Raw genomic sequence first — 20,012 nt, 5'->3', positions numbered from 1 at the left:
TTCGACAACCCGCCTCAACCAAGTTGGATTGCCGGATTGTGCTCCTTGAAGGTTCGCACGGCGGATTGGACCAAGGCGGTGGTCGTCGCCGTCAGAGCCGGGCATTGGTCCGGCGCGGCCGGACTGGTGAATTTGAGGAGGGTTCCGAGTACCTGGGCGACGAACTCCGGGCGCTGCCATTCTGAAATGAACCCCAAGGCACTTTGTACGTCGACCTCGCTCCAGCCGAACCGGTTGTGAAGGTCCATCCACAGCCCCACGTAGCCGGGGCGATCTATCTCAGGGTTCAGGTCCTTCAGCGTGGACCATGCGGTCTCGATCCGCCCCTGGTTGAACTGAGCGGCGATCATCCACCATGCGAGATCGGGGGTGTCGAGTTGTTCGGCGAGCGCTTCTCTGCTCTCCTGTTCGACCCTGGCCCATCGTTGTTGTTGAGCGTGGGCGCTCACAAGCTCCCGTCGAAGAGCCAGACGTTGCTCAACGGCGAGGTCGGGGCATGCGAGTAGTTGCCTCGCAAGCTCATTTGCCTCATCAAGCCGGCCCGCGGTCGCGAGGATGTTGAGCTTGTCGTAGGCGAACTTGGCTGCCCCGAATCTGCGGACACCGAGGTCACATTCGGCGAGCGCCTCCTCGATCAGGCCGGCTTGCGCGAGAACCTCGACGAGTACTTCGGCGGTGGCCGGATCTGATCCGGATGTTCGCCGCAGTACCTCGACGGCCTGCTGGGTTCTGCCCTGGGCGGCGTCGCTGCGGGCGAGGTACACGTCTCGCTGCGTCTCGTCGATCACACCATTGCGTCGGTGTTCCTCGAGGACGTTGATGGTTGACGCGCCGAGTGCGGCCAGCTGGTACAGAGCACGGCGGACGTGTTCGTGGGTCCGGGCGGCTCCTAGTCCTGCTCGCCAGAGGGCGATGCGGTCGTCTGGGGGAAGTGTCTTGTCGGCCGTCAGCGCTCGTATGAACGTGGCCGCTGCCTCGTCGTCGCGTACGACATCGGCGAACCTGGCAGCGCGTGCTGAGTCGCCCAGCGCGAGGGCAGCTTGGGCGCCGTAGATCACCACCTCACCCGATGACGCCTCGCGCTCGACTGCGGAGCCTCCGAGCGCCTGGGGTGTCACGAGTTCAAGAATCTCGTTGTATGCCCCCCGCACCATGGCGTCTTGGAGCATCATGACCAGCGCACGTTCGCTGGGGCCTGACCACTGACGAACTTCGTCTCGGACTTCAGTTGCGAGGAGTTGAGCGCGGCGTTGGTCGTTCAGGGGAATGGCGGATTTGCCTTCGACGACCTTGCCGATCAGTGTTCGAGCGAGCCCGAGACGCGCGCCGGCAAGGTTCGGGTGTGACGAGATCACCGCCTCGAAGTGTCTGATGGCGGCGTCGAAGTTTCGTCGACGGGCGCACTGCTCGGCCAGGAACATCAGGCAGGTCGGTTCCGAGTTGAGTTGCTCGGGGGATGCGTTGGACAAGACCTGCTCGATCCCGGTAGCCCCATTTTGATCGGCGTCGAGGTAGGCCCGTGCTACTGATCCGAGCAGGCCGCCTCCGCCTACGGTCTCAGCGCGATCGAGCAGGGTCGAAGCATGGTGAGGGTCACCCGCCTCGATGGCCAGGAGCCCGGCGATGCCATAGAGCCGTCCGGCATCGGGCGAGCCGTGCTCGGCCGCTCGGACGAAGGCGGTGACCGCCAGGTCCTTGGAGCCATGCTCGTTCGCGTAGGCGCCGAGTGCCGCTTCTAGTTGGCCGCTGCCACCCGTCAACCAGCTCGGCTGACCGGACAGAATCGTTTCAACGGTCAATCGGGGCTGCAGTCGGCCTCTTGCGAGCAGCTGTGTCAGCCGCAGGGCCCCGTCGGGCTCGCTGCCTCTCGTAGCGGTCAACACATCTCGTGCGGTAGGTGGCAGGCGAGGCATGGTCGCCTCGATCGGATCCTCGATCGCTCCCGCAGCTGAGTCTGCGATCTCCATGAGCTGGCCTATCGTGGCAGCGTCAAGAGTCTGCTTCTCCGGGATAAGGATTGTCCACGCTTTCTCGGTGTATTCAACCCTGTCTGACGTGACGTGTTGCCAGTACAGCGATTTGGTCTCTTCGTTGTAGATGACGAGTACCACCGGCAGCACATGCCCCAGCCAGTAGCGCAGGTGGCGATTCTTGCCCCGGTACGTCCAACCGCCCTCTACCTTCCTTTTGGAAAAGGAGGAGCCCGCCTTGATCTGGAGCGCGATCAGCCGCCCTGACGGCTCGCCGTCAGCGACCATCGTCTCCACATGCGCGTCGATACCGTAGTCGGCAACATCCTGCCCTCGAAACAGCCAGCCCCACGCGCTGAACGTGAGTTCAGTAGCTGCGACTCCCATACGCTCCACACGAGGTTTCACCATGTCTATGTCGATGACCTTCACTGGTCCACAGGGACCCGCCGCCGGATCGCAGCCCTATCGGCGAACAATTCCAACATCGGCGCACCCTTCGAGCGAAACTTCAGGCAACCATCATTATCTGATGTACGCCGCCCACCCATGTCCGCCACGGTGTCTAGCTCTATCCAGGCGCCCAGCCTCGCTCCGCTCCGCCGCCACGGCCGTGCGCCCGCCCTACTTCCCGACGAGCTCGCGGCCCACCGGTCAGCTCTCAGTTGGGTAGCCGTGCGGGGGCGCCGGCTCCGCCTCGCCGGTAGGGGCTTTCAGTGGACGAGAGCTTCGGAGCCCGGCGCTGACTGGCATCGAAGGTCGGGCGTAGTCGCCGAGTAGGCTCGCCACGTCGACGGCGTACAGCAGCGGGTCGACGTTGCACCACTGGATCAGGTCGCAGCGCAGCGCCGCCACATAGACGCGCCCAGCGACCAGCGGCCAGCTCAGCACACTCATCGGGGCGCGCCCCTGCCCGCCCGAGCCGCCGATGCGCAGTCTGCTCTCCGCTTCGTTTGTCGGCGTGTACACGATCACCTCGACGTACTGGCTCGTCCCGGTGTCGATCCCGGTGCGCACCACGAATCGACCGCTGAGGTCGACGTCGACCTCCACGGAGAGGACGTCCTCGGCGAAGAGTGTGGTGAACACAGCCGTGCCGGCCGAGTCGTAGCGGGTGATCCGCAGCCGGTCATCGGTCCGGGTGACGGTGACCGCACCGCCTTCGGGCGTGGCGTCGATGTCGACCGGTTCGACGCAATCCCCGGCGATCGGCGTAGACCAGGCGCGCCCGCCGGGGTCGTAGGCGGCGATCGCGGCTGCATCGATCGAGCAGATCTGGGTGGATTCGGGGGTGAGGAATGCCAGGTAGCGACCCGCCGCGGTCGCTGAGGCCAAGGAGAACGTGAGGTCGGGCGAGCCGACCGGCGTCGTGCCGAGGGGTGCCCCGGAGTACGCGAGGCGGTAGATCGTGTCCTGGCCAGCGATGATCACGCCACCTGTGTGAGCCGCCACGGAGGCGGAGAATTGTTCGAACGGCCCGACCCGTTCGTCGCTCAGCACAGCGCCGTCCGTGCCTCGCAGACCGAGGAGGCGGAACTGTTGATGCCTGCAGTCAGGTTCCGGGGCGTTGATCAGGACGGATACTCGTCCGCCCGGTGCCGGGGCGAGCCAGTAGGCCCCAGAGCCGTATCCAAGGTCGCAGCCGTAGTCGGGTAGGTCGACGCTCCACAGCAGCTGGTCGGCACGCATAGCGGCGATGTACAGCTGGTTGGTAGACCGGTAGTGCAGCTGGGCGTAGAAGACGCCGTCGGCCCCGGCCCGGGTCTGCCCCCAGCACTCGGCGTCCGGCGGTCGCACCGAGATGTCCGTGGTTCCTGCCCTGTTGACGGTGGTGTACGTGTTCGTCTGGAAGCAGTCGGCGAAGGTGACCGCGCCGTCCGCGTGCACGGCCATGTCCCCCGAGTTGGGTACGGGCCTGCTCCACGCGATGGTCGCACCGAAGTCGCACGCCGGGTCGACGCCGCCGACCGCCACCGCCGTCCAGGCGGCCTGTACGGCGCGGTACTCGGTGCCGCACCGGCCGAAGAGGTCCGCCGCCGCGCGCAGGGTGGCCGCGCGAGCCGTGTTACTGGGCGCAGCCGGGTGCACGTACCGGGTGGTGGACAGGAAGTGGCGGGTCAGCGCCTGGTACCAGATGCGTTGCGCCGCGCTGCGGCCGATTCCCGCTACGGGCGGCACGCCACCGCAGGTCGGACTGTCGCCGTACGCGGTCTGCCCGCTGCCCTCTGCCAGAAGGAAGAAGAAGTGGTCGCCGACCCCGGAGCCGTAGTGCGGATTCTTGTTCCGGGTGCCGGCGGTCCAGCAGGAGTCGGACTGCCTGTCGCGTGCGGGGTCGAACATGTACCGCAGCGGCCCGCCGCCCTCTGGCAGGTCGACCTTCTCGCCGATCAGGTAGTCCGGCGGGTCCTCGGCCTTGTCCTGGCGGAACTCCACCATGGTTCCGAAGATGTCGCTGGTGGCCTCGTCGAGCGCCGCTGCCTCTCCCGCCGGGATCTCCTCCGGCCACCGGACGTTGAGCGCCGAACGGGTCACGCCGTGGGTGAACTCGTGGGCCATCACGTCCACCTGGGCGACCGGACGTGCGTTGTCGCGGCCGTCGCCGACCCAGATCTGTTGAGACTCTTCATCCCACCCCGCGTTGTACTTGTCGCCGTAGTGGACCCGCACGTCTGGGGCTCGCCCGTCGCCGGCGAAGCCGTCGCGGCCGAAGAGATAGTGGTAGTAGTCGTAGGTCGCGGCGATCCCGTAGTGCGCGTCCACGGCCGCGCTCTGCTCGTCGCGGTTGGTGCCGTCGCCCCACTCGTCGTCGACGCCGGTCACCGACAGGCACAGGAACTTGGTGTGCTTGGCGTCGCAGGTGGAGTGCTCGCGGTAAGGGTCGGTCATCCTGCGGAACGGGCCCCGGCGGGTGGTGTCCAGGGCGACCTGGCCCGAGTAGATCGAGTGCCCGATCCCGTCTACGCCCACCTGCTGCGACCAGGAGCGGATCGGGGTGCCGTCCGTGGCGTCGGTGAGCACCTGGATGGTGTTGTCGGCGGTGCCAGGAATGGCGACCGCGGTCAGCCACGCCAGCGTGCCGCGACCGGACACCGCGTCCACCACCAGCCGGGACTCGCCCTTCGGCTGGGCCGCGCCGCCGACGATGGACACGGCCCGTGCCGCCGCGCTGACCGCGGTGACTCTGGGCCGGTCAGCGACGGACAGCGGGCCAAGCAGGTTGTCGGTGACGCCGTCGGGTCGCCCGTCAGAGGCGGTGTGCACGATGAAGTCGCCGCCGAGCACCGCCATGCCACGGTAGGTGCGCTGGTGGCGGGCGTGGGTGGCGCCACTGGGATCGACGTCGACGCGGACCCGTTCGACCGCCACGCCCGCTGGGGGCCCCGCCTGTGCCGTGCGGGGTTCGGTCACGGCCAACGCCCCGACGACCAGGGCCAGGGTCAGGATTCTTCTCACTGACGCACTCCATCCGACGATGGCGAACTATCGCCGAGGAGAACCCTACGGTGACGGGGCCCCCCGCACGCCCGCCTCACGGCTGCGTACCGCAGCCGAACGGTGCGCAAAGAAAGCACTATGGACGGTCTGGGCTGACGACAAAGCCTCGTCGGAGCCCGTTCCGACAGCATCGACTAGCCGAACCGGTGGATGGCGGCGAAGTAGAGTTCGACGGCTGCCCCTAGGGACTTTGGCCACCAAGCTTTCTCACCTGGCGTGGTCTTGTCCCGGTCGCCCCTGTCCTACTGGCATTCGGGGCCTTCCCAGCCCGAGCGCAGTGCTCGACGAGCAGGTCGTACAGGGACCGGAAAGTGCGCGCCTACCGCGAGCACCTGCTGACCGTGCCCAAGCGCATGCACCCTCACGGCCCACGGCCACCCGGCCACGCTGGCGGACTCCAACGGCGACCACGGACTCGGCGTGGCCGAAGTCCCACGGCTGGATCTGCCGCGCAGCACACCCCTGCTCCAGCAAGGTTCGGTGGCTGACCAACCCGCTCCGCGCTCTTGTTGACCGGCGATCAAGAAACGCGACTGCGAGGACATCGCATCACTTGTCCGCCAGGGGTCCTCGCTGATGTAGTCCAGGTTCTCGCTCGGATCTGAGGCTGACAGGGTGGCGACGAATTTGTCCTCGCGGGCCTTGTCTTGGTCGGCGGGGGGTCGGGTTCCACGCGAACGGATTGGCACCCAGGGACCAGAAGGGAAGATCGTCCATGAGCTGGTCGTCGGTGATGACGAACCGAGGCCGCCCGGGCAGTGCCCTGGCGAATGCGTCCAGTCCGGTGCAGTCGCGCGCGGGTTCGGTCACCGCGAGGATGTCATAGGGTGCGTCGATCGCGGTCGACAGCTTGTCCAGGAGTTCGATGGCCTTGTCGTCGATTCCCGCGTGGCGGCGTTTGACTTCGACGGGCACGAGTCCCCCGTCCGCGAGTAGCAGAACGACGTCAGTTTCTCCGATGGTCGTCTCGTCGGTCGTGATGAAGTTGACGCCCGGATGGGCTCCTACGACATATCCTCGCCGGAGCCCCCGTGCCCGGCACGAGTGGCCGCCGGTCGGCTGGCGAGGCCGCGTCCTTGAGCTGCAGCTCCACCAGCCACGGGGCGAGCGCCGCCGCGGCGTCGGCTGGCGATTCCCCGGCCCGCCAGGTGTGCAGGGCGTCCCAGATCGCCCCGACGCCCGGTACCGCGGCCAGCACCGGAGCGAGTGATGCCCCGGTGAGGAACTCGTCGTGCGTCTCCACCAGCAGCCGCACGCCTGAGCCGACGGCAACCTCGACGGCCGTCCCGAGCCGGTCCACGATCGCGCCCACCGGGCCCGACCCCGGGAACAGGCGCAGCGTGCCGGCGCCCAGGTCGTAGGCTAGTTCGACGTGCTCGGCCAGCCCGTCGATACCCTCGGACAACGTGATGTAGGTAGCCAGCCCCGAGACCGCCAGCCCGTCGAGGTCCACCCGGGCTACTGCCCGCTCGGTGCGGGAGATGCCGGGGTGGACCGGTTCCGTCGGTGCGCAGCGCAGCTCGACGGCCCCGATCCCGTACCGGCGGGCCAGCGCGACGACGTCCGTCAGCGGCAGGCCGGGGCACCCAAGGGTGGACAGGCCCAGCAGGTTGGTCATCGGCGCGTGCCCGCGTCTCACCGGTCGTCGACCATGACGAGGTTGGTGCCGCGCATCGTGTACAGGAGGCCGTGTTCGTCGTTGTTGAGGTGGCAGCCGCTGTACCAGCCGCCGTTGAGCTGCGCTGCGACCACGGTCATGGCGAACGTCTTGCAGTCGAAGCGCATCAGCGTCGTGTCGGAGGCCGCGTAGATCCTGCCGCGGTTGAGGAGCATGGCCGACCATTGGGGGCAGGTCGCGCGCAGGTCGGCGGTGTGCACGATCTTGCGGGTGCGCAGGTCGATGACGAGGAAGCCGCCCTTGAGGGTCATCGCGTAGAGGTGCTTGTCGTGCACCGCGAGGGAGCCGACGCCGTACTCCATGGCGGTCTCGATCCGCCACAGTTCCCGGCCGCGGCACACGTCGAAGGCGACGATCGTGCCGCGCGGTCCGGTCTTCTGGGCGTTGTCGCCGCCGAGGAAGGCCGTCCCGTTGCGGGTCGCGACGGCCCGGACGAGTTGAACGGAGTCGATGGGGTTGGCGAAGTGCGTCGACGCCCCGGTCGCGGGGTCATAGCTCCACAACGCACCGCCGCCCTCGGTGTCGGACTGCACCGCGACGAGCAGACGCCGGTCGACCGGGTCCCAACAGGTGTCCAGCGGGCGGTTCTGTACCCCGGGGAACGCCGCGACCTGCCGCGGGACATGGTCTGTACTGGGGTCGTACCGCCAGATCCCCCCAGAGCTGTACTGCCCGGTGTAGAGGACACCGTTGATGACCTCGGCGTCCTTGGCCTCGCCGGGCATCTGCAAGTACGTCCGCTCACGGACGGGTCCGAGGGAGTGCCGGGCGATGCTGCCGTTGCCGCCGACGTAGGCGAACCCACCGCCGGCGGCGATGCCCATGACGGCCTGCGGGTCGGCAGGGGCGCCGGCCGTCTCCAGGTCGGTGGTCACGCAGGTACCGGTCGCGGGGTCGATCTCAGCGACGAAACCGTACCCGGAGACCACGACGATCCTGCCGTCGTGGACGTCGAGGCCCCATATCTCACCGAGCCCGGGTCCGGAGAACGGCACCTGCGACACCGTTGTGGTGGACAGCGAGATGGCCTCGAGCCCACCTGCAGCGGCGTAGTAGACGGAGTCGCCGTTGGCGGCGTAGTTCTTGGTGACCTTGCCGGACAGGCGGGCGAGTGCGTAGCGGGAGGTGTCCGCGAGGTCCATGATCGCGATCTTCGCCGGCTCCGTGCCGCCGGCCGAGCCCGCGACGAGCCGGTCGCCGATCACGCTGAGCTCGCGCATGCTCGGGTCGGCGAGCATCTCCGTCGGGGTGATGTTGGTGAACCCGCCGGCCGCGCGGTCGTAGGCGAACAGGGACGCCCGGCTCGTGGTGCCGCCGCCGCCGAGGGTGCTGCCGGCCCCGAAGAACACGGCGGACGTGGTGGCGGCAACCGCGCGTGCCAACGTCGCAGACGCGTCAGGTACGCCGAGGTTGGTCACCTGGCCGGTGACGGGGTCGTACTGCCAGAGGGCCGGTGCGGTGGGGCTGCCGCCGCCGACCGCGAAGACCACCCCGTCGGGGGCCACCGCCATGTCGCGGACGTCGCGGTCGGCGATCCGGCCGACGGGCTGGGCCAGTTGGTTGAGCGTGGTGAGGTCCCAGCGGTGCAGGTTCGGCTGGGGTCCGCCGCCCTTCTGCAGTACCCCCAGGTACAGGTAGCGGCCCGTCGGATCGGCCACCATGGCCTGGATGGCGTAGCCGGTCGTCAGGTTGGTGTGGCCGATGACCTTGCGGGTCGGCAGATGGAAGGCCACCACCCGGGCGGGCAGGATGTTGCGGGAACCGATATAGGCGATGTCACCGACGACAACGGAGCTCATCAGTGAGAACTGGACGAGCGCGGGTCCCAGGTCGGTGATCGTCGTCCCGGTGACCGGCGTACCGCCGGGTGCGGCGTGTGCCGTGCCGCTCAGCGCAGGTGCCAGGGCGGCAGCGAGGCCGAGGGCACCACCCGCCTGGAGTATCGCGCGCCTGCTCGGGTGGGTGTTCGTCATGGCTTTCTCCTTCGTCGTGGCGGGGGGTGAAGGGTCAGGCGGAGGTGCCCAACAGGGTGCGGTCGACGGGCGAGGCGAACGGGCGCCCGGCCGTCCAGCGTTCGAGTTCGTCGAGGGCGTGGTCGACCAGCCGGGTCAGCTCGTCGCCCATCGAGCCGGCGATGTGTGGGGTGAGCAGGACGTTGGGCAGGTCGTAGAGCGGTGAGTCTGCGGCCAGGACCTCGGGTTCGGTGACGTCGATGACGGCGTGCAGCCGCCCGGACACGAGCTCCTCGGTGAGGGCCGCCCCGTCCACCAGCGCGCCGCGGGCGGTGTTGATCAGCACGGTGCCGTCGCGCATCAGGCCGAGCCGTCGTCGGTCGACCATGTGGGCGGTTTCGGGCAGGCTCGGGGCGTGCAGGGAGACCGTGTCGGAGCGGCGCATCAGGTCGTCCAGGTCGACCAGGGTGACGCCCAGCCGTGCGGCCTCGGCCTCGTCGACATAGGGGTCGGCCAACAGGACGTCGAGGTCGAACGGTCGAAGGAGTTCGATGACGCGGCGGCCGATCCGGGAGGCGCCGACAACGCCGACGACCCGGCGGTAGTTGCCCATCGAGGGGAACGGGGCGGCCCAGGGCCGCTGGTCGCGGTGCTCCCGGTAGTGCCGGCTGACCTCCAGCACCCGCTTCTGGGCGAACAGGATGGCCGCGAGGGTGTACTCGGCCACCGGCAGCGCGTTCGCCTCCACGGCCGAGGACACGGCGATCCCCCGCTCCCAGCATGCCCGGGTGACGTGGTGTTTGACCGAGCCGCCCGTGTGGATGATCGCGCGCAACCGGGGCGCGCGGCGCAGCACGTCGTCGTCGATCGGCGGGCAGCCCCAGCCGGTCACGAGGACCTCGACGTCCGTGAGGTCCACGGACCCGAAGTCCCAGACGGCCTGCGACGGGTCGACGTCGGCGAGAGCGGCGAGGCGCCGGCTGTTCTCCGGGGTGCGGAAGTCGTGCCACACCGTCGGGGACATCGCGATGAGTGCTCTGGGGCGGCTCAATCCTCTGCCCCCGCGGTCACACCGGAACGCCAGAAGCGTTGCAGCGACACGAAGAGCAGGATCAGCGGGACGATCGAGACGAGGGATCCGGTGATCGCGAGCAGGTAGTCCTCCGGGTGACCCTGACTGAGCGCGGTGGTGTTCCACACGTAGAGCCCCAGGTTGACCGGATAGAGCTTCGGGTCGGACAGCATCACCAGCGGCAGGAAGAAGCTGTTCCAGATGGCGGTGAACTGGAAGAGCAGGATGGTGACGAAGCCGGAGCGCAGCATCGGCAACGACACCGACCAGAACGTCCGCCACTCACCGGCTCCGTCGACGCGACCGGCGTCGAGCACGGCCGCAGGCACGGAGGAGGCGCTGAAGATCCGGGCCAGGTAGACGCCGAACGGGAACACCAGCCCCGGGAGGAAGACGCCGAGGAACGAGTTCGCCAGTCCGACCTTCGACGCGAGGAGGAAGGTGGGCAGCGCCAGGGCGGTGCTGGGGATCATCACGCCGACGAGGACCAGACCGAAGAGCTTCTCCTTGCCCCGGAACTGGTACTTGTCGAACGCGTAGCCGGCCATCACGCTGACGAACGCCGCGAGCAGCGCCCCGCCACCGGCGTACACGACGGTGTTGAGCAGCCACCGCACGTAGATGCCGTCCTCGGCCTGGAACAGGTGACTGAGGTTCGCTCCGAGGTTGACGCTGCGACCGGGGGCGAATCCGTTGGTGCCGAACAGGTCCGCGAGGTTCTTGGTCGACGCCAGGACGAGCCACAGCGCGGGCAGCAGCGCATAGGCGACGGCGACGAGCACGACGATGTTGGCCGCGGTCCTCGACAGCCAGGGCGGACGGTGTCCGGGTCGGCGTCGCCCGCCCTTCCCGTCCTGTATCGCGGCCCCGACCCGGGCCGGTGTCGGGGCGGTGGTACTCCGGGTCATGACTGCCCCCTGTTTCCGAGCCGCATGAGAACGAACGACAGGCCTCCGGCCACCAGCGCGATGAGGATGGACGCGGCCGCGGCGAGGCCGTAGTCGTTGCGGTCGAAGGCCGCGCTCTGCAGGAACATGTTCGGCGTCCAGGTGCTGGTGATGGACGCCGAGGCCGGGTCGAGGATCTTCGGCTCGGTGAACAGCTGGATGCCGCCGATCGCGGTGAACAGAGCCGCCATGACGACCGCCGGGCGAATCAGCGGCAGCTTGATCCGGAGGGCGACCTGCCACCGCTGGGCGCCGTCGAGGGCGGCGGCGTCGAGGACCTCGGACGGTACGGCCTGCAGGGCCGCGTAGAAGATGACGATGTTGTAGCCCAGCCACTGCCAGACGGCGATGTTGACGACCGACAGCAGCGGGTGGGTGCTCGCCGGTCCGCCGGCGCTGGTGTCGCCGAGCCACCCGATCACAGGGCTCAGGCCGGGGGTGTAGAGGTAGAGCCAGATCAGCGCCGCGATCAGGCCCGGCACGGCGTGCGGGAGGAACAGTACGAGCTGACAGGCCCGCCTCCCCCACGCCAGGCCGGAGTCCAGGATCAACGCGAGGACCAGCGCCAGGGCGATGAGCAGCGGAACGTAGATCGCCACGTACGCGGCTACGGTGCCGAAACCGCCCCGGAAGGCGGGGTCAGACAACGCCGAGACGTAGTTGCCCAGTCCGACGAAGACCCGCTCGACACCGCCGAACCCCAGGCCGGAGGTCTGTTCGCTGAACAGGCTCAGCCAGATGGCGTACCCCAGCGGGGCGAGGGTGACGGCGATGAACAAGGTCAGGAATGGTGTCAGGAAGACCCCGGCGGCGCGTCGCTGTCGCTGGGCGGTGGAGATGGTCATCGCTGGGCCCTGTCCGTGACCGTCAGGCCCCGGGCCCGCATGGCCTTGGTCGTGTCGGTCTGCACCTCGGCGAGGATCTGGGGGAGGGAGCCCGTACCGACCTTGCCCAGCCGGTCGATGATGGCCTTGTCGGTCGCCGACATGGCCGGTCCCCACGTCCAGTCCGCGCTCACGGCCCCGTACGAGCGGCTGCCGACGTCGAAGATGTCCTGCCCGCCGAAGTACGCCGTGTTGAACGACTGCTTCGCGACCGGCAGCAGTTCCGGCGAGGCGGGATACATGCTGCTGGCTCCCGAGCCGTACCAGGCGGCGATGCCCTTCGGGTCGGTCGTGATCCATGTGATGAACTCGGTGGCCGCGGCGGCGTTCTTGGCACCCTTGGGGACGATGAACGACGACCCGCCCCACATGGCCGACGCCGGCTGACCGTCCCAGCTGGGAAGTTCAGCCACGGCCCACTTCCCGCTCTGGTCGCCGACCGTGGCCTTCAACCCGCCCGCGCACCAGCTCGCACAGAGGTACCCGACGGTCTGGTTCTTCTGCACGCTCTGCCAGAACTCGTCCACGTAGGCCGGATAGGTCCGTACCAGGCCGTCGGTCACCAGGCCCTGCCAGTAGTTCGCGACCTTCGCGGCGGGTTCGCTGTCGATGTCGACCGCCCAGGCGTTGCCCTTGGTGCCGAACCAGCGGGCGCCCGCCTGCCAGGACAGCCCGGTCAGGAGGTTGGCGTCCCCGGTGAGGAAGGCACCGGCGCGCGCGTTCGGGTCGAGCGACTTCACCTTCGTGCTCAGCGACCGGTACTCGTCCCACGTCTTGGCCGGCGTCAGCTGGTGCTGGTCGAAGAAGTCCTTGCGGTAGTAGTAGAGCATCGGGGCCGCGTCGCGCGGGACGCCCCAGGTCTTGCCGTCGAGCGTCACCAGCTGCCTGATCGACTGCGGGAACGTCTTGTCGACGAGCTTGCCCGCGGTCGGGGTCAGGTCCTGGGCCGCGCCGAGGCTGACGAGCTCGGGCAGCCGGGTGTACTCGGCGACGGCCGCGTCGGGAACGGCCCCCGACTTCACCGCGTTCGACAGTTTCGCGTAGTAGTCCGAGCCACCGGCCTGCGTCTCGAACTTCACCGTGATGTTCGGGTGCGACGCGTTGAACGCCGCGGCGACGGCGTCGGAGCCCTTGACGAAGGACCAGAACGTGACCTCACCGCTCGCCTTCGGCGCCGCGCGTTCCGGGCTCGATCCGCAGGCCGAGAGCGTCACGCCGAGCGTGAGGACCGCGGCTAGTGCCGCACCGATCCGCCAGTTGTTCATATCCATCTCCCTGCTTTGACGTTCGGATGACATCATTCGATGTCAAACGATGGACTGTCAAGGGGCTGCCTGGTCAGAGGGTCGAGAGGTCGACCTAGAAGTGATATCGTTTCGGCATGAGCGCGGACACGAAACCACCCATGCAGGCTGAAGAGCGTCACCAGGCGATCCTCGAACTGGTGGAGACACAGGGCTCGGTGACCGTACGTGATCTGGCCATTTCTCTGGGTGTCGCGGCGGTCACCATTCGGGTGGATGTTCGGGAACTAGCCCGAAGAGGCCTCGTCAACCGCGTGCACGGAGGGGCGACGCGGGTCGCACAGCGGGGATCGACCCAGGCACCCGCCCGCCGGGCGAAGGTCGAGACGAGGGGCGCCGCGCACCCGGCGTACACGATCGGCGTGGTCGTACCGCACGCCTCGTACTACTACCCGACCGTCGTCAGCGGGGCCCGGGCCGCCGCGGAGTCGCTCGGCGCGCGGCTCGTGCTCGGGGTGTCCCAAAACGACGTAGCCGAGGAACGCGCGCTGGTGACCCGCCTCCTCGAGTCCGGCGCCGACGGACTCGTCATCGCGAGTCGGTTCGACCCCCAACGCTCCCCCGAGACGCAGGAGTGGCTGCGGACCATCCCGGTACCCGTCGTCCTCGCCGAGCGCCGCGCCGGCTGGGAGTCCGGGACCGCGGAGCACGTCGCCACCGACCACGAGCAGGGCGCGTTCGACGCCGTGGCGCACCTGGCCCGCAACGGGTACCGGAAAATCGGGTTATTGCGGTTCGCCACCATCACCGCCCCCCGACTGCGGACCGGATACGACGCGGCGCTCACCACCCTCGGACTGTCGCCCCTGCCACCGGAGATCCCCACGGAACTGCGCGACGACAGCCCCCAGGAACTCAAGACCACCGCCGAGGCGATCATCCGCGCGGTGCGCGACGGAATACTCGACGCGCTCATCGTCCACCACGACATCGCGGCGCTCCCGCTCGTGGGCCGGTTACGACAGGCCGGCATCACCGTGCCCGACGACCTCGCCGTCATCGCCTACGACGACGAACTCGCCGCACTCGCCGACCCCCCACTCACCGCCATGGCACCACCCCGCGCGGAAGTCGGAGCAACCGCCGTCACCATGCTCATCGAACGCCTCGACGAACCAGACCGCCCCCTGCGCCACCTCCTGCTGCGACCGCGGCTACGCGTCCGGGGCAGCTGCGGATCCAACGCCCTGGCCTCGGCGGGTGAAGTGGGCGACGGCGTGAAAGGGTGACCTCGCTCGGAACACCGAAATACCGTGACCCAGTGGAGTAACCTCGTCCCGCCCGCGTACCCGGACCGGTTCCCCTCTCGAGTGGAGCCTTCTGCGCCGTGCTCAGTGTTCTAGTGCCACCTAAGATCAATTAGTCGCCTCGCGCGGCGCAGGCCGGCACCCTTGCGGTGCCCCAAACGCCGGGACACGCCCCGAAGGCTGGCCAGAACTGCGACGCGAGCCAGCGACGGCGCCTACAGCACGAACCGGCTCGCTGCTAACCGTCCGTCGGGGGTGATCGTCCACGACACGCCGAGTAGTCACGTTCGAGTCCCTGGCCCCGGACCGCACCAGGGCCACCGCCACCATCGAGGTTGAACCCGAAGGGCTCGTCGAACACGTTCGCGACGACCCCTGCCCGCCATTCAGCCTATTCATTGGGGTCAAATTTCCTTGCCGGGTGAGCCCTACTACAGAGCGGCAGGGCATTAGTGTTGCACAGCCAGGTTAACCTCAACCTTTGCTTTGAGCACACTCATCGGGTTTCTCGGACTGTTCTTACCAGCGCAAATCACCACTCCATCCACCAATGTCCACGGGAGCAGCGATTCAACACGCACTTCACCGTTCAAGCTGACAGCTTTAAGACGGTCGGCGAGCCGGGAGGAAGGTCCATAGTCCATGCGGACCTGCAAATCTCCTCCACCGGGACCACGGACACCGAGACCTGGACTTTCGCCACCGCCGACAACGATGGATGGCGGGTATGCTCAGCGCGAAGAGCCAAATAGAACGTGACCTTGGTGCGGGCGAGTCTGGATATTCCCGGGTGAACCCATGAAACTCGCCTCTGGAACGCACGCGTCGTTCACGCATATCAAAGAGAGTGGCGATCCGACTCTGGACGCCGACGTGGCCCCGTGGACCGGAACATCGAGCGCGCCGACAGCGGGCCTCCCGGCTCCAGCAACCTGACCTATGACACCGACGACGCCCCGGCCGCGGACGCCAGCATGGTCGAGGAGTAGTTGCCGGCCAAGCTCAGCTGTCCGGACCTACTTGTCGGATGCCTAGTCAGCGCCTCGACCCCCGACACGATCAGCGGGACCTGGCAGTCTGGGTGGGCCGGGTGACGGTGGCCGTCGCAGGATCGCCAGCCCCACGTCTCGCTCGACGTCGTCGCCGATGACCTCGGCCGGCTGGGGTGCCACGCGGCGTGCGGTGCGGGCGGCGTCGTTGGCGGCGAACCCTTCCTCGATGCCTGCGAGCATCTGGGCGAGTGAGTCGTCGGTGGCGGGCAAGGTCGTCTCCGGCGGCGTGGCAGTCCAGGTGGCCAGGAAGACGTACCCGATCCGGCGCACGCGTCGAACACCACAGGGCCCAGATCACAACATGGGTCGGCGTGGGGTGACCTGAGCCGGGAGGGGAGTTGCGGCTACAGCCGCGCGGACCGGTCATCACCGGCCCGAGCGAGGTCCAGCTGACCGGTGGCCCCTTGCCTGATGTTGCGGGCGGGCAGTGTCGCGCCGACAGTGTGCGGCGGCAAGGAGGATACCCGCACTGGGGCCTCTCCTCGTTCACCCCGAGAGCACGAGGACGGCGGTTGCCGCGCGGGCGAGGATGCCCTGCGCGGAGGCGGTCAGATGTAGCCGGTTCCAGTCGGCGGTGATCTGGGCGCTGCCCTGCATACTTCCACCCGATTCGGCCAGCGTTGCCGTGCTCCAACGGGGCCACGCAATTCTGGTCGAAGCCAGTCGTTGGAGGAGCACATTTGCGGTCCGGGAGTTTCGTGAGAGATGCGGACCTGGACATACCACCGCCGTCCAGCAACTTCGTGGACAGCCCAGGCCAACATCAGTGCGGCCTGGAACCCCCGCTAGGCAGAGGTTCCAGGCCCTACTGCTGCGGATTAGGCGATGTCCATTCCGTGTCGGGTCCAGCCGGTGGGGCCGTCCATGTCCTTGCGGAGCAGGACATGGTCGGTGCTGGTCGCGAAGAGGAAGCGGTGCCGGTCGGCGCCCATGATCAAGGTCGGGTCAGTGGCTACGCCGATGCCGATCGTGGACCAGCCGGTACCACCGAGGTCGTGGAGCAGCAGGTCGTTGTTGGAGTTGCGGACGTAGACGTTCACGCGGCCCGTGTCGGGGTGCACCCCCACGGTCGGGGTGCCGATGACGCCGATGCCGATGGTCGACCAGCCCGTACCACCGAGGTCGTGAAGCAGCAGATCGTTGTTGGCGTTACGGACGTAGACGTTCACCCGGCTGTTGTACGGGTGCACGGCCACGACGGGGTCGCTGACGATACCGATGCCGATGGTCGACCAGCCGGTACCGCCGAGGTCATGGACCATCAGGTTGGTTCCGACCCGGGTGTACACGTTGACCCGGCCCGTGGCGGGGTGCGTGGCGGCGGTGGGATTGCCGGTCACGCCGATGCCGATGGTCGACCAGCCCGTACCACCAAGGTCGTGGACCATCAGATCGTTGTTTGTGGTGCGGACGTAGACGTTCACCCGTCCCGTGGCGGGGTGCACGAGCACCGAGGGGTTACTGGCGATGCCGATGCCGATGACCGACCAGCCGGTACCACCGAGGTCGTTGACCAGGAGCTGGTTCTGGGTGTCGCGGACGTAGACGTTCACCCGGCCGGTCACCGGGTGGATGATGGCCTGCGGCTCGCCGACAACGCCGATCCCGATCAGCTTCCATCCCCCGGCGAGCGGATCGTAGGAGTACAGATCGTTGTTCGTCGTCCGCACGAAGTTGACGAGATGGTTGTCGGCGGTGCGAACGGTGTTCTTGCTGTACGCCGGCGGCGGTGCTTGCGCCTCGCAGATAGCCACCCCGGACAGGAAATCGGCAGGGTAGTCAATCCACCAGGAAGGGATCCATCCGGTCAAACCGTTGGTGGTGGTGCCGTAAACCCACCAGGGATTGGATCCAACGGCCTGCCCGGATCGCTGACATATCGGATAGATGCGGTCGCGGATGTTCATGACGCCGACAGCTGGTGAGCAGTTCGCGGCGCTCGGCCAATTTCGGCAGGCCGCCACGTTGGCACCGACCGTGATCGCGTTAGATCGGACGCTGTGGCTGCCGTCCGGGCTCGGCTGATTAGGTCCATCAGTTTCCCACGGGTCAGGATCCGTCGGTGCAGGCGTTGTTGGATCCCAGCGGTTGTCCAAAGACGTCAGGAACGTTCCGCCAATGGATAACTTGGCCATCCCCTTTTTTCCGCCGACATTCACATTGAATGTGTAGACGTCAAACCAGCTCACTACATTACTGCCGTAGATCGGGTTGAACGTGCCGTGAAACCAATACCACGCTGGCTCGTCATGCTGGCTATTCTGCCCGACCGACTGGCTGCCGCCACTGCGATACCAGCGCGCGCCACTCTCATGAACATCGGATGTGGCAATACTGATCAATGCGTCGGAGAGTTGGAAACTCCAGCCCACCTGACTGTGCTCACAATAGAATCTGAGAGAGTGTTTTCCATTGCGGTCCACCGACTTCTTTGGCGCCGGATTACAATCGAGGACGTCGTACTGCTCGCCTGGATCTTCCCCTCTCATAATACTTGGGGGTACCGACGAATCCGGTCCGCCGAGCGTGTTCTTAATGTCGTCAGCTTCACTGCTCGACATAGGAGAGTCGAAAGCTATGGTGAGTTTGGAGGCCTCGCCGGAGAGACTGATCGTACTTACCAGTGGGCCGGAGGCGAATGCGGTCGATCCAGTCGAAAACGTTGACAAGAGCGATATAAGCAGCGCGGCGGCGATGACCCACCGAAGTCGACTCATGGCAGTCGTTTTCATTGACCTAGCTGTTTTCATTGACAGACCATTCCCCGCGTGAAGCAATGCATGGCCGAGTTCGGCCACAGTGAAAGCACTCTTCATCGTTCGCGCCGGGGGCGTCAACGCCAATTTATTTGGAAAATTGGCCCACTAGGACAGCAATCCCTCGCATCATGGCGAGAGGGCGCGTGATTTCAATCATGCGCAACCGCCGTCCCCATTAGGCTTGCCCTGCTATACGGACAATAGAACTGCCACCGCCACATTTGGACTATTGGGGCAGATCCAATGGACGGCATGGCGACCTTCCACCAACCTCAACGGGTGATTAGGGTGCTCGCGGCACCGCGGAAATGGCTCCCCCCACCAATACATCGAAGCATAGTCACTAATCTCGCCGGCGAGGAAGATGGCAATAAACTCCACGGACGGGAAGTCTCCAAGGGTCAATTCAATGACAACTTGGTCGCACTCAAACGTGACACGCAACCACTCGGGCTCTCGAAATGCGCCCCCATCCGCGTTGGCAATTTCGGTAGATGAAATCGGCGCCGCTTCTGCCAGCCTTACCCCTGTCAAGACGACAGCCCTGCCCGAAAGTTCACTGAGGGAGTCCGCAACGCGGCCGGCGATTTCGATTACTGCCGCGAGACTCGACGCCGCCACTGATTGGGCTTTCCCTTGTCGACCAAGCCGTATTCGTGCCGCCAACAAAGGCCCCCTCCGCACTCTAAATCGGCAGGAATCGATTGCAATATCGTACGTCGATATGACCCAATTAAGCCCGAGGGTGAACTCCTACTCGACTCATCCGCTCACTTAGTGGACTTTGTATTCACCCACTCCGCCATCAGTCGCCCTCCAGTTGTTGCCACAACGACGGGATGTCCACAGTCGGATTCTAAGGTCACCACCATCTGTATTGTATGCGTAGACACGCTCATCAGACGTCCTGGGATCAGTCAGCGTCGGGAGGCTGCATTGCCGCGTTGCGCAAACACTGCCCCGCAGACACACGAGCACTGGCCATCGCGCGATCGAAGATGCGACCTGGGCACTGGGCGATCTCGGTCAGTCGGAAGAGCGGTCGATCACAACCCAGATACTCACGCCCGGCTATGCTGAACGCTTCATCCCACCAGCGACACACACGTCTGGGCTTGGCTAGCGAAAATCGCGCGAGTGGACACTGATGGGCACGGCCAACACTGCGACCTTATCCGCGACGAGGTTGATCGCGGAGGTCGCCGACTGCAACTGGCCACGGATGAGCAGCCCAGTGGCGGTGCGCAGGAGCTTCTTATTGCGGCTTTGGAGGCCAACGGAGCAGATGACGTTGAGCTGGCCAGTCTCGTCCTCGAGGTTGAGAAACATGATCCCCCCGGCGGTCTCGGGCCGTTGGCGGTGGGTGACCATGCCGCCGACGAGGACTCGGCGTCCGTCGCGGACGCCTTCGAGGTTGGCGATGGTGTGTGCGCCGTAGCGGTGGAGTTGGTCGCGGACGAATTGGACGGGGTGGTAGTCGACGGATTGTCCGGTGGCCCAGGTGTCGACGGTGGCGAGGTCGAGGGTGTCCATGCCGGGGAGCATGGGGGCGGTGGTGCCGGGCAGGACGTCGGTACGATCGGTGGCGGCCGGGCCCGCCGCCCACAGGGCTTCGCGGCGGCGGCGCGGTCAGTCCGGCTCGCGGTGCCGGG

At 66.8% G+C, this 20,012-nt stretch carries 12 protein-coding genes and 1 pseudogene; 2 read left to right on the top strand and 11 right to left on the bottom strand.

Features of this window, described 5'->3' with window-relative positions; translation table 11 throughout:
- Nucleotides 1-14: 14 nt before the first annotated feature.
- From PT931_RS02750 to PT931_RS02710, 9 genes are all read right to left on the bottom strand, one after another.
- Nucleotides 15-2,402: a DUF4365 domain-containing protein gene (locus tag PT931_RS02750; RefSeq protein WP_456244113.1), complete on the bottom strand. Its 2,388-nt coding sequence runs from the start codon at nt 2,400-2,402 to the stop codon at nt 15-17.
- Between the two features lie 222 nt (nt 2,403-2,624).
- Entirely contained in the window at nt 2,625-5,423 is a 2,799-nt protein-coding gene (locus PT931_RS02745; RefSeq protein ID WP_456244112.1) for a M4 family metallopeptidase, read from the bottom strand.
- A 591-nt stretch (nt 5,424-6,014) separates the two neighbouring features.
- Nucleotides 6,015-6,380 carry a hypothetical protein gene (locus PT931_RS02740; RefSeq protein WP_456244111.1) on the bottom strand — a complete coding sequence of 122 codons (366 nt, stop codon included), beginning with the start codon at nt 6,378-6,380 and terminating at the stop codon, nt 6,015-6,017.
- Nucleotides 6,381-6,411: 31 nt separating this feature from the next.
- Nucleotides 6,412-7,083 (bottom strand): sugar phosphate isomerase/epimerase family protein, encoded by a 672-nt coding sequence (locus PT931_RS02735; protein ID WP_456244110.1) that lies wholly within the window; start codon nt 7,081-7,083, stop codon nt 6,412-6,414.
- Nucleotides 7,084-7,100: 17 nt separating this feature from the next.
- Nucleotides 7,101-9,116, bottom strand: coding sequence for an outer membrane protein assembly factor BamB family protein (locus tag PT931_RS02730; RefSeq protein WP_456244109.1), 2,016 nt, complete (start codon nt 9,114-9,116; stop codon nt 7,101-7,103).
- A gap of 34 nt (nt 9,117-9,150) precedes the next feature.
- Nucleotides 9,151-10,119: a hydroxyacid dehydrogenase gene (locus tag PT931_RS02725; protein WP_456244108.1), complete on the bottom strand. Its 969-nt coding sequence runs from the start codon at nt 10,117-10,119 to the stop codon at nt 9,151-9,153.
- Between the two features lie 23 nt (nt 10,120-10,142).
- Nucleotides 10,143-11,075 carry a carbohydrate ABC transporter permease gene (locus PT931_RS02720; RefSeq protein WP_456244107.1) on the bottom strand — a complete coding sequence of 311 codons (933 nt, stop codon included), beginning with the start codon at nt 11,073-11,075 and terminating at the stop codon, nt 10,143-10,145.
- Nucleotides 11,072-11,959: a carbohydrate ABC transporter permease gene (locus tag PT931_RS02715; RefSeq protein WP_456244106.1), complete on the bottom strand. Its 888-nt coding sequence runs from the start codon at nt 11,957-11,959 to the stop codon at nt 11,072-11,074. The genes PT931_RS02720 and PT931_RS02715 overlap by 4 nt, the downstream gene beginning before the upstream one ends.
- The gene (locus PT931_RS02710; protein WP_456244105.1) at nt 11,956-13,263 is read right to left on the bottom strand and encodes an ABC transporter substrate-binding protein; all 1,308 of its coding nucleotides are present in this window, start codon (nt 13,261-13,263) and stop codon (nt 11,956-11,958) included. The genes PT931_RS02715 and PT931_RS02710 overlap by 4 nt, the downstream gene beginning before the upstream one ends.
- A 116-nt stretch (nt 13,264-13,379) precedes the next feature.
- Between PT931_RS02710 and PT931_RS02705 the strand changes: the two are divergent.
- Nucleotides 13,380-13,571, top strand: a pseudogene (locus PT931_RS02705) (DeoR family transcriptional regulator); the annotation flags it as partial.
- A 93-nt stretch (nt 13,572-13,664) separates the two neighbouring features.
- Nucleotides 13,665-14,531 (top strand): substrate-binding domain-containing protein, encoded by an 867-nt coding sequence (locus PT931_RS02700; protein WP_456244129.1) that lies wholly within the window; start codon nt 13,665-13,667, stop codon nt 14,529-14,531.
- Between the two features lie 1,888 nt (nt 14,532-16,419).
- Here the strand turns inward: PT931_RS02700 and PT931_RS02695 are convergent.
- Together PT931_RS02695 and PT931_RS02690 are read right to left on the bottom strand one after the other, a co-directional pair.
- On the bottom strand, nt 16,420-18,399 hold the full coding sequence (locus PT931_RS02695) for a hypothetical protein (RefSeq protein ID WP_456244104.1): 1,980 nt from the start codon (nt 18,397-18,399) through the stop codon (nt 16,420-16,422).
- A gap of 1,080 nt (nt 18,400-19,479) precedes the next feature.
- A complete protein-coding gene (locus tag PT931_RS02690; protein ID WP_456244103.1) occupies nt 19,480-19,893 on the bottom strand; it encodes an OB-fold nucleic acid binding domain-containing protein in 414 nt (137 codons plus the stop codon).
- Between the last annotated feature and the right edge of the window lie 119 nt (nt 19,894-20,012).

The organism is Longispora urticae (assembly GCF_053902585.1).
Note: the sequence above shows the minus strand (reverse complement) of the source record. Positions and strands in the feature narration are given on the sequence as shown.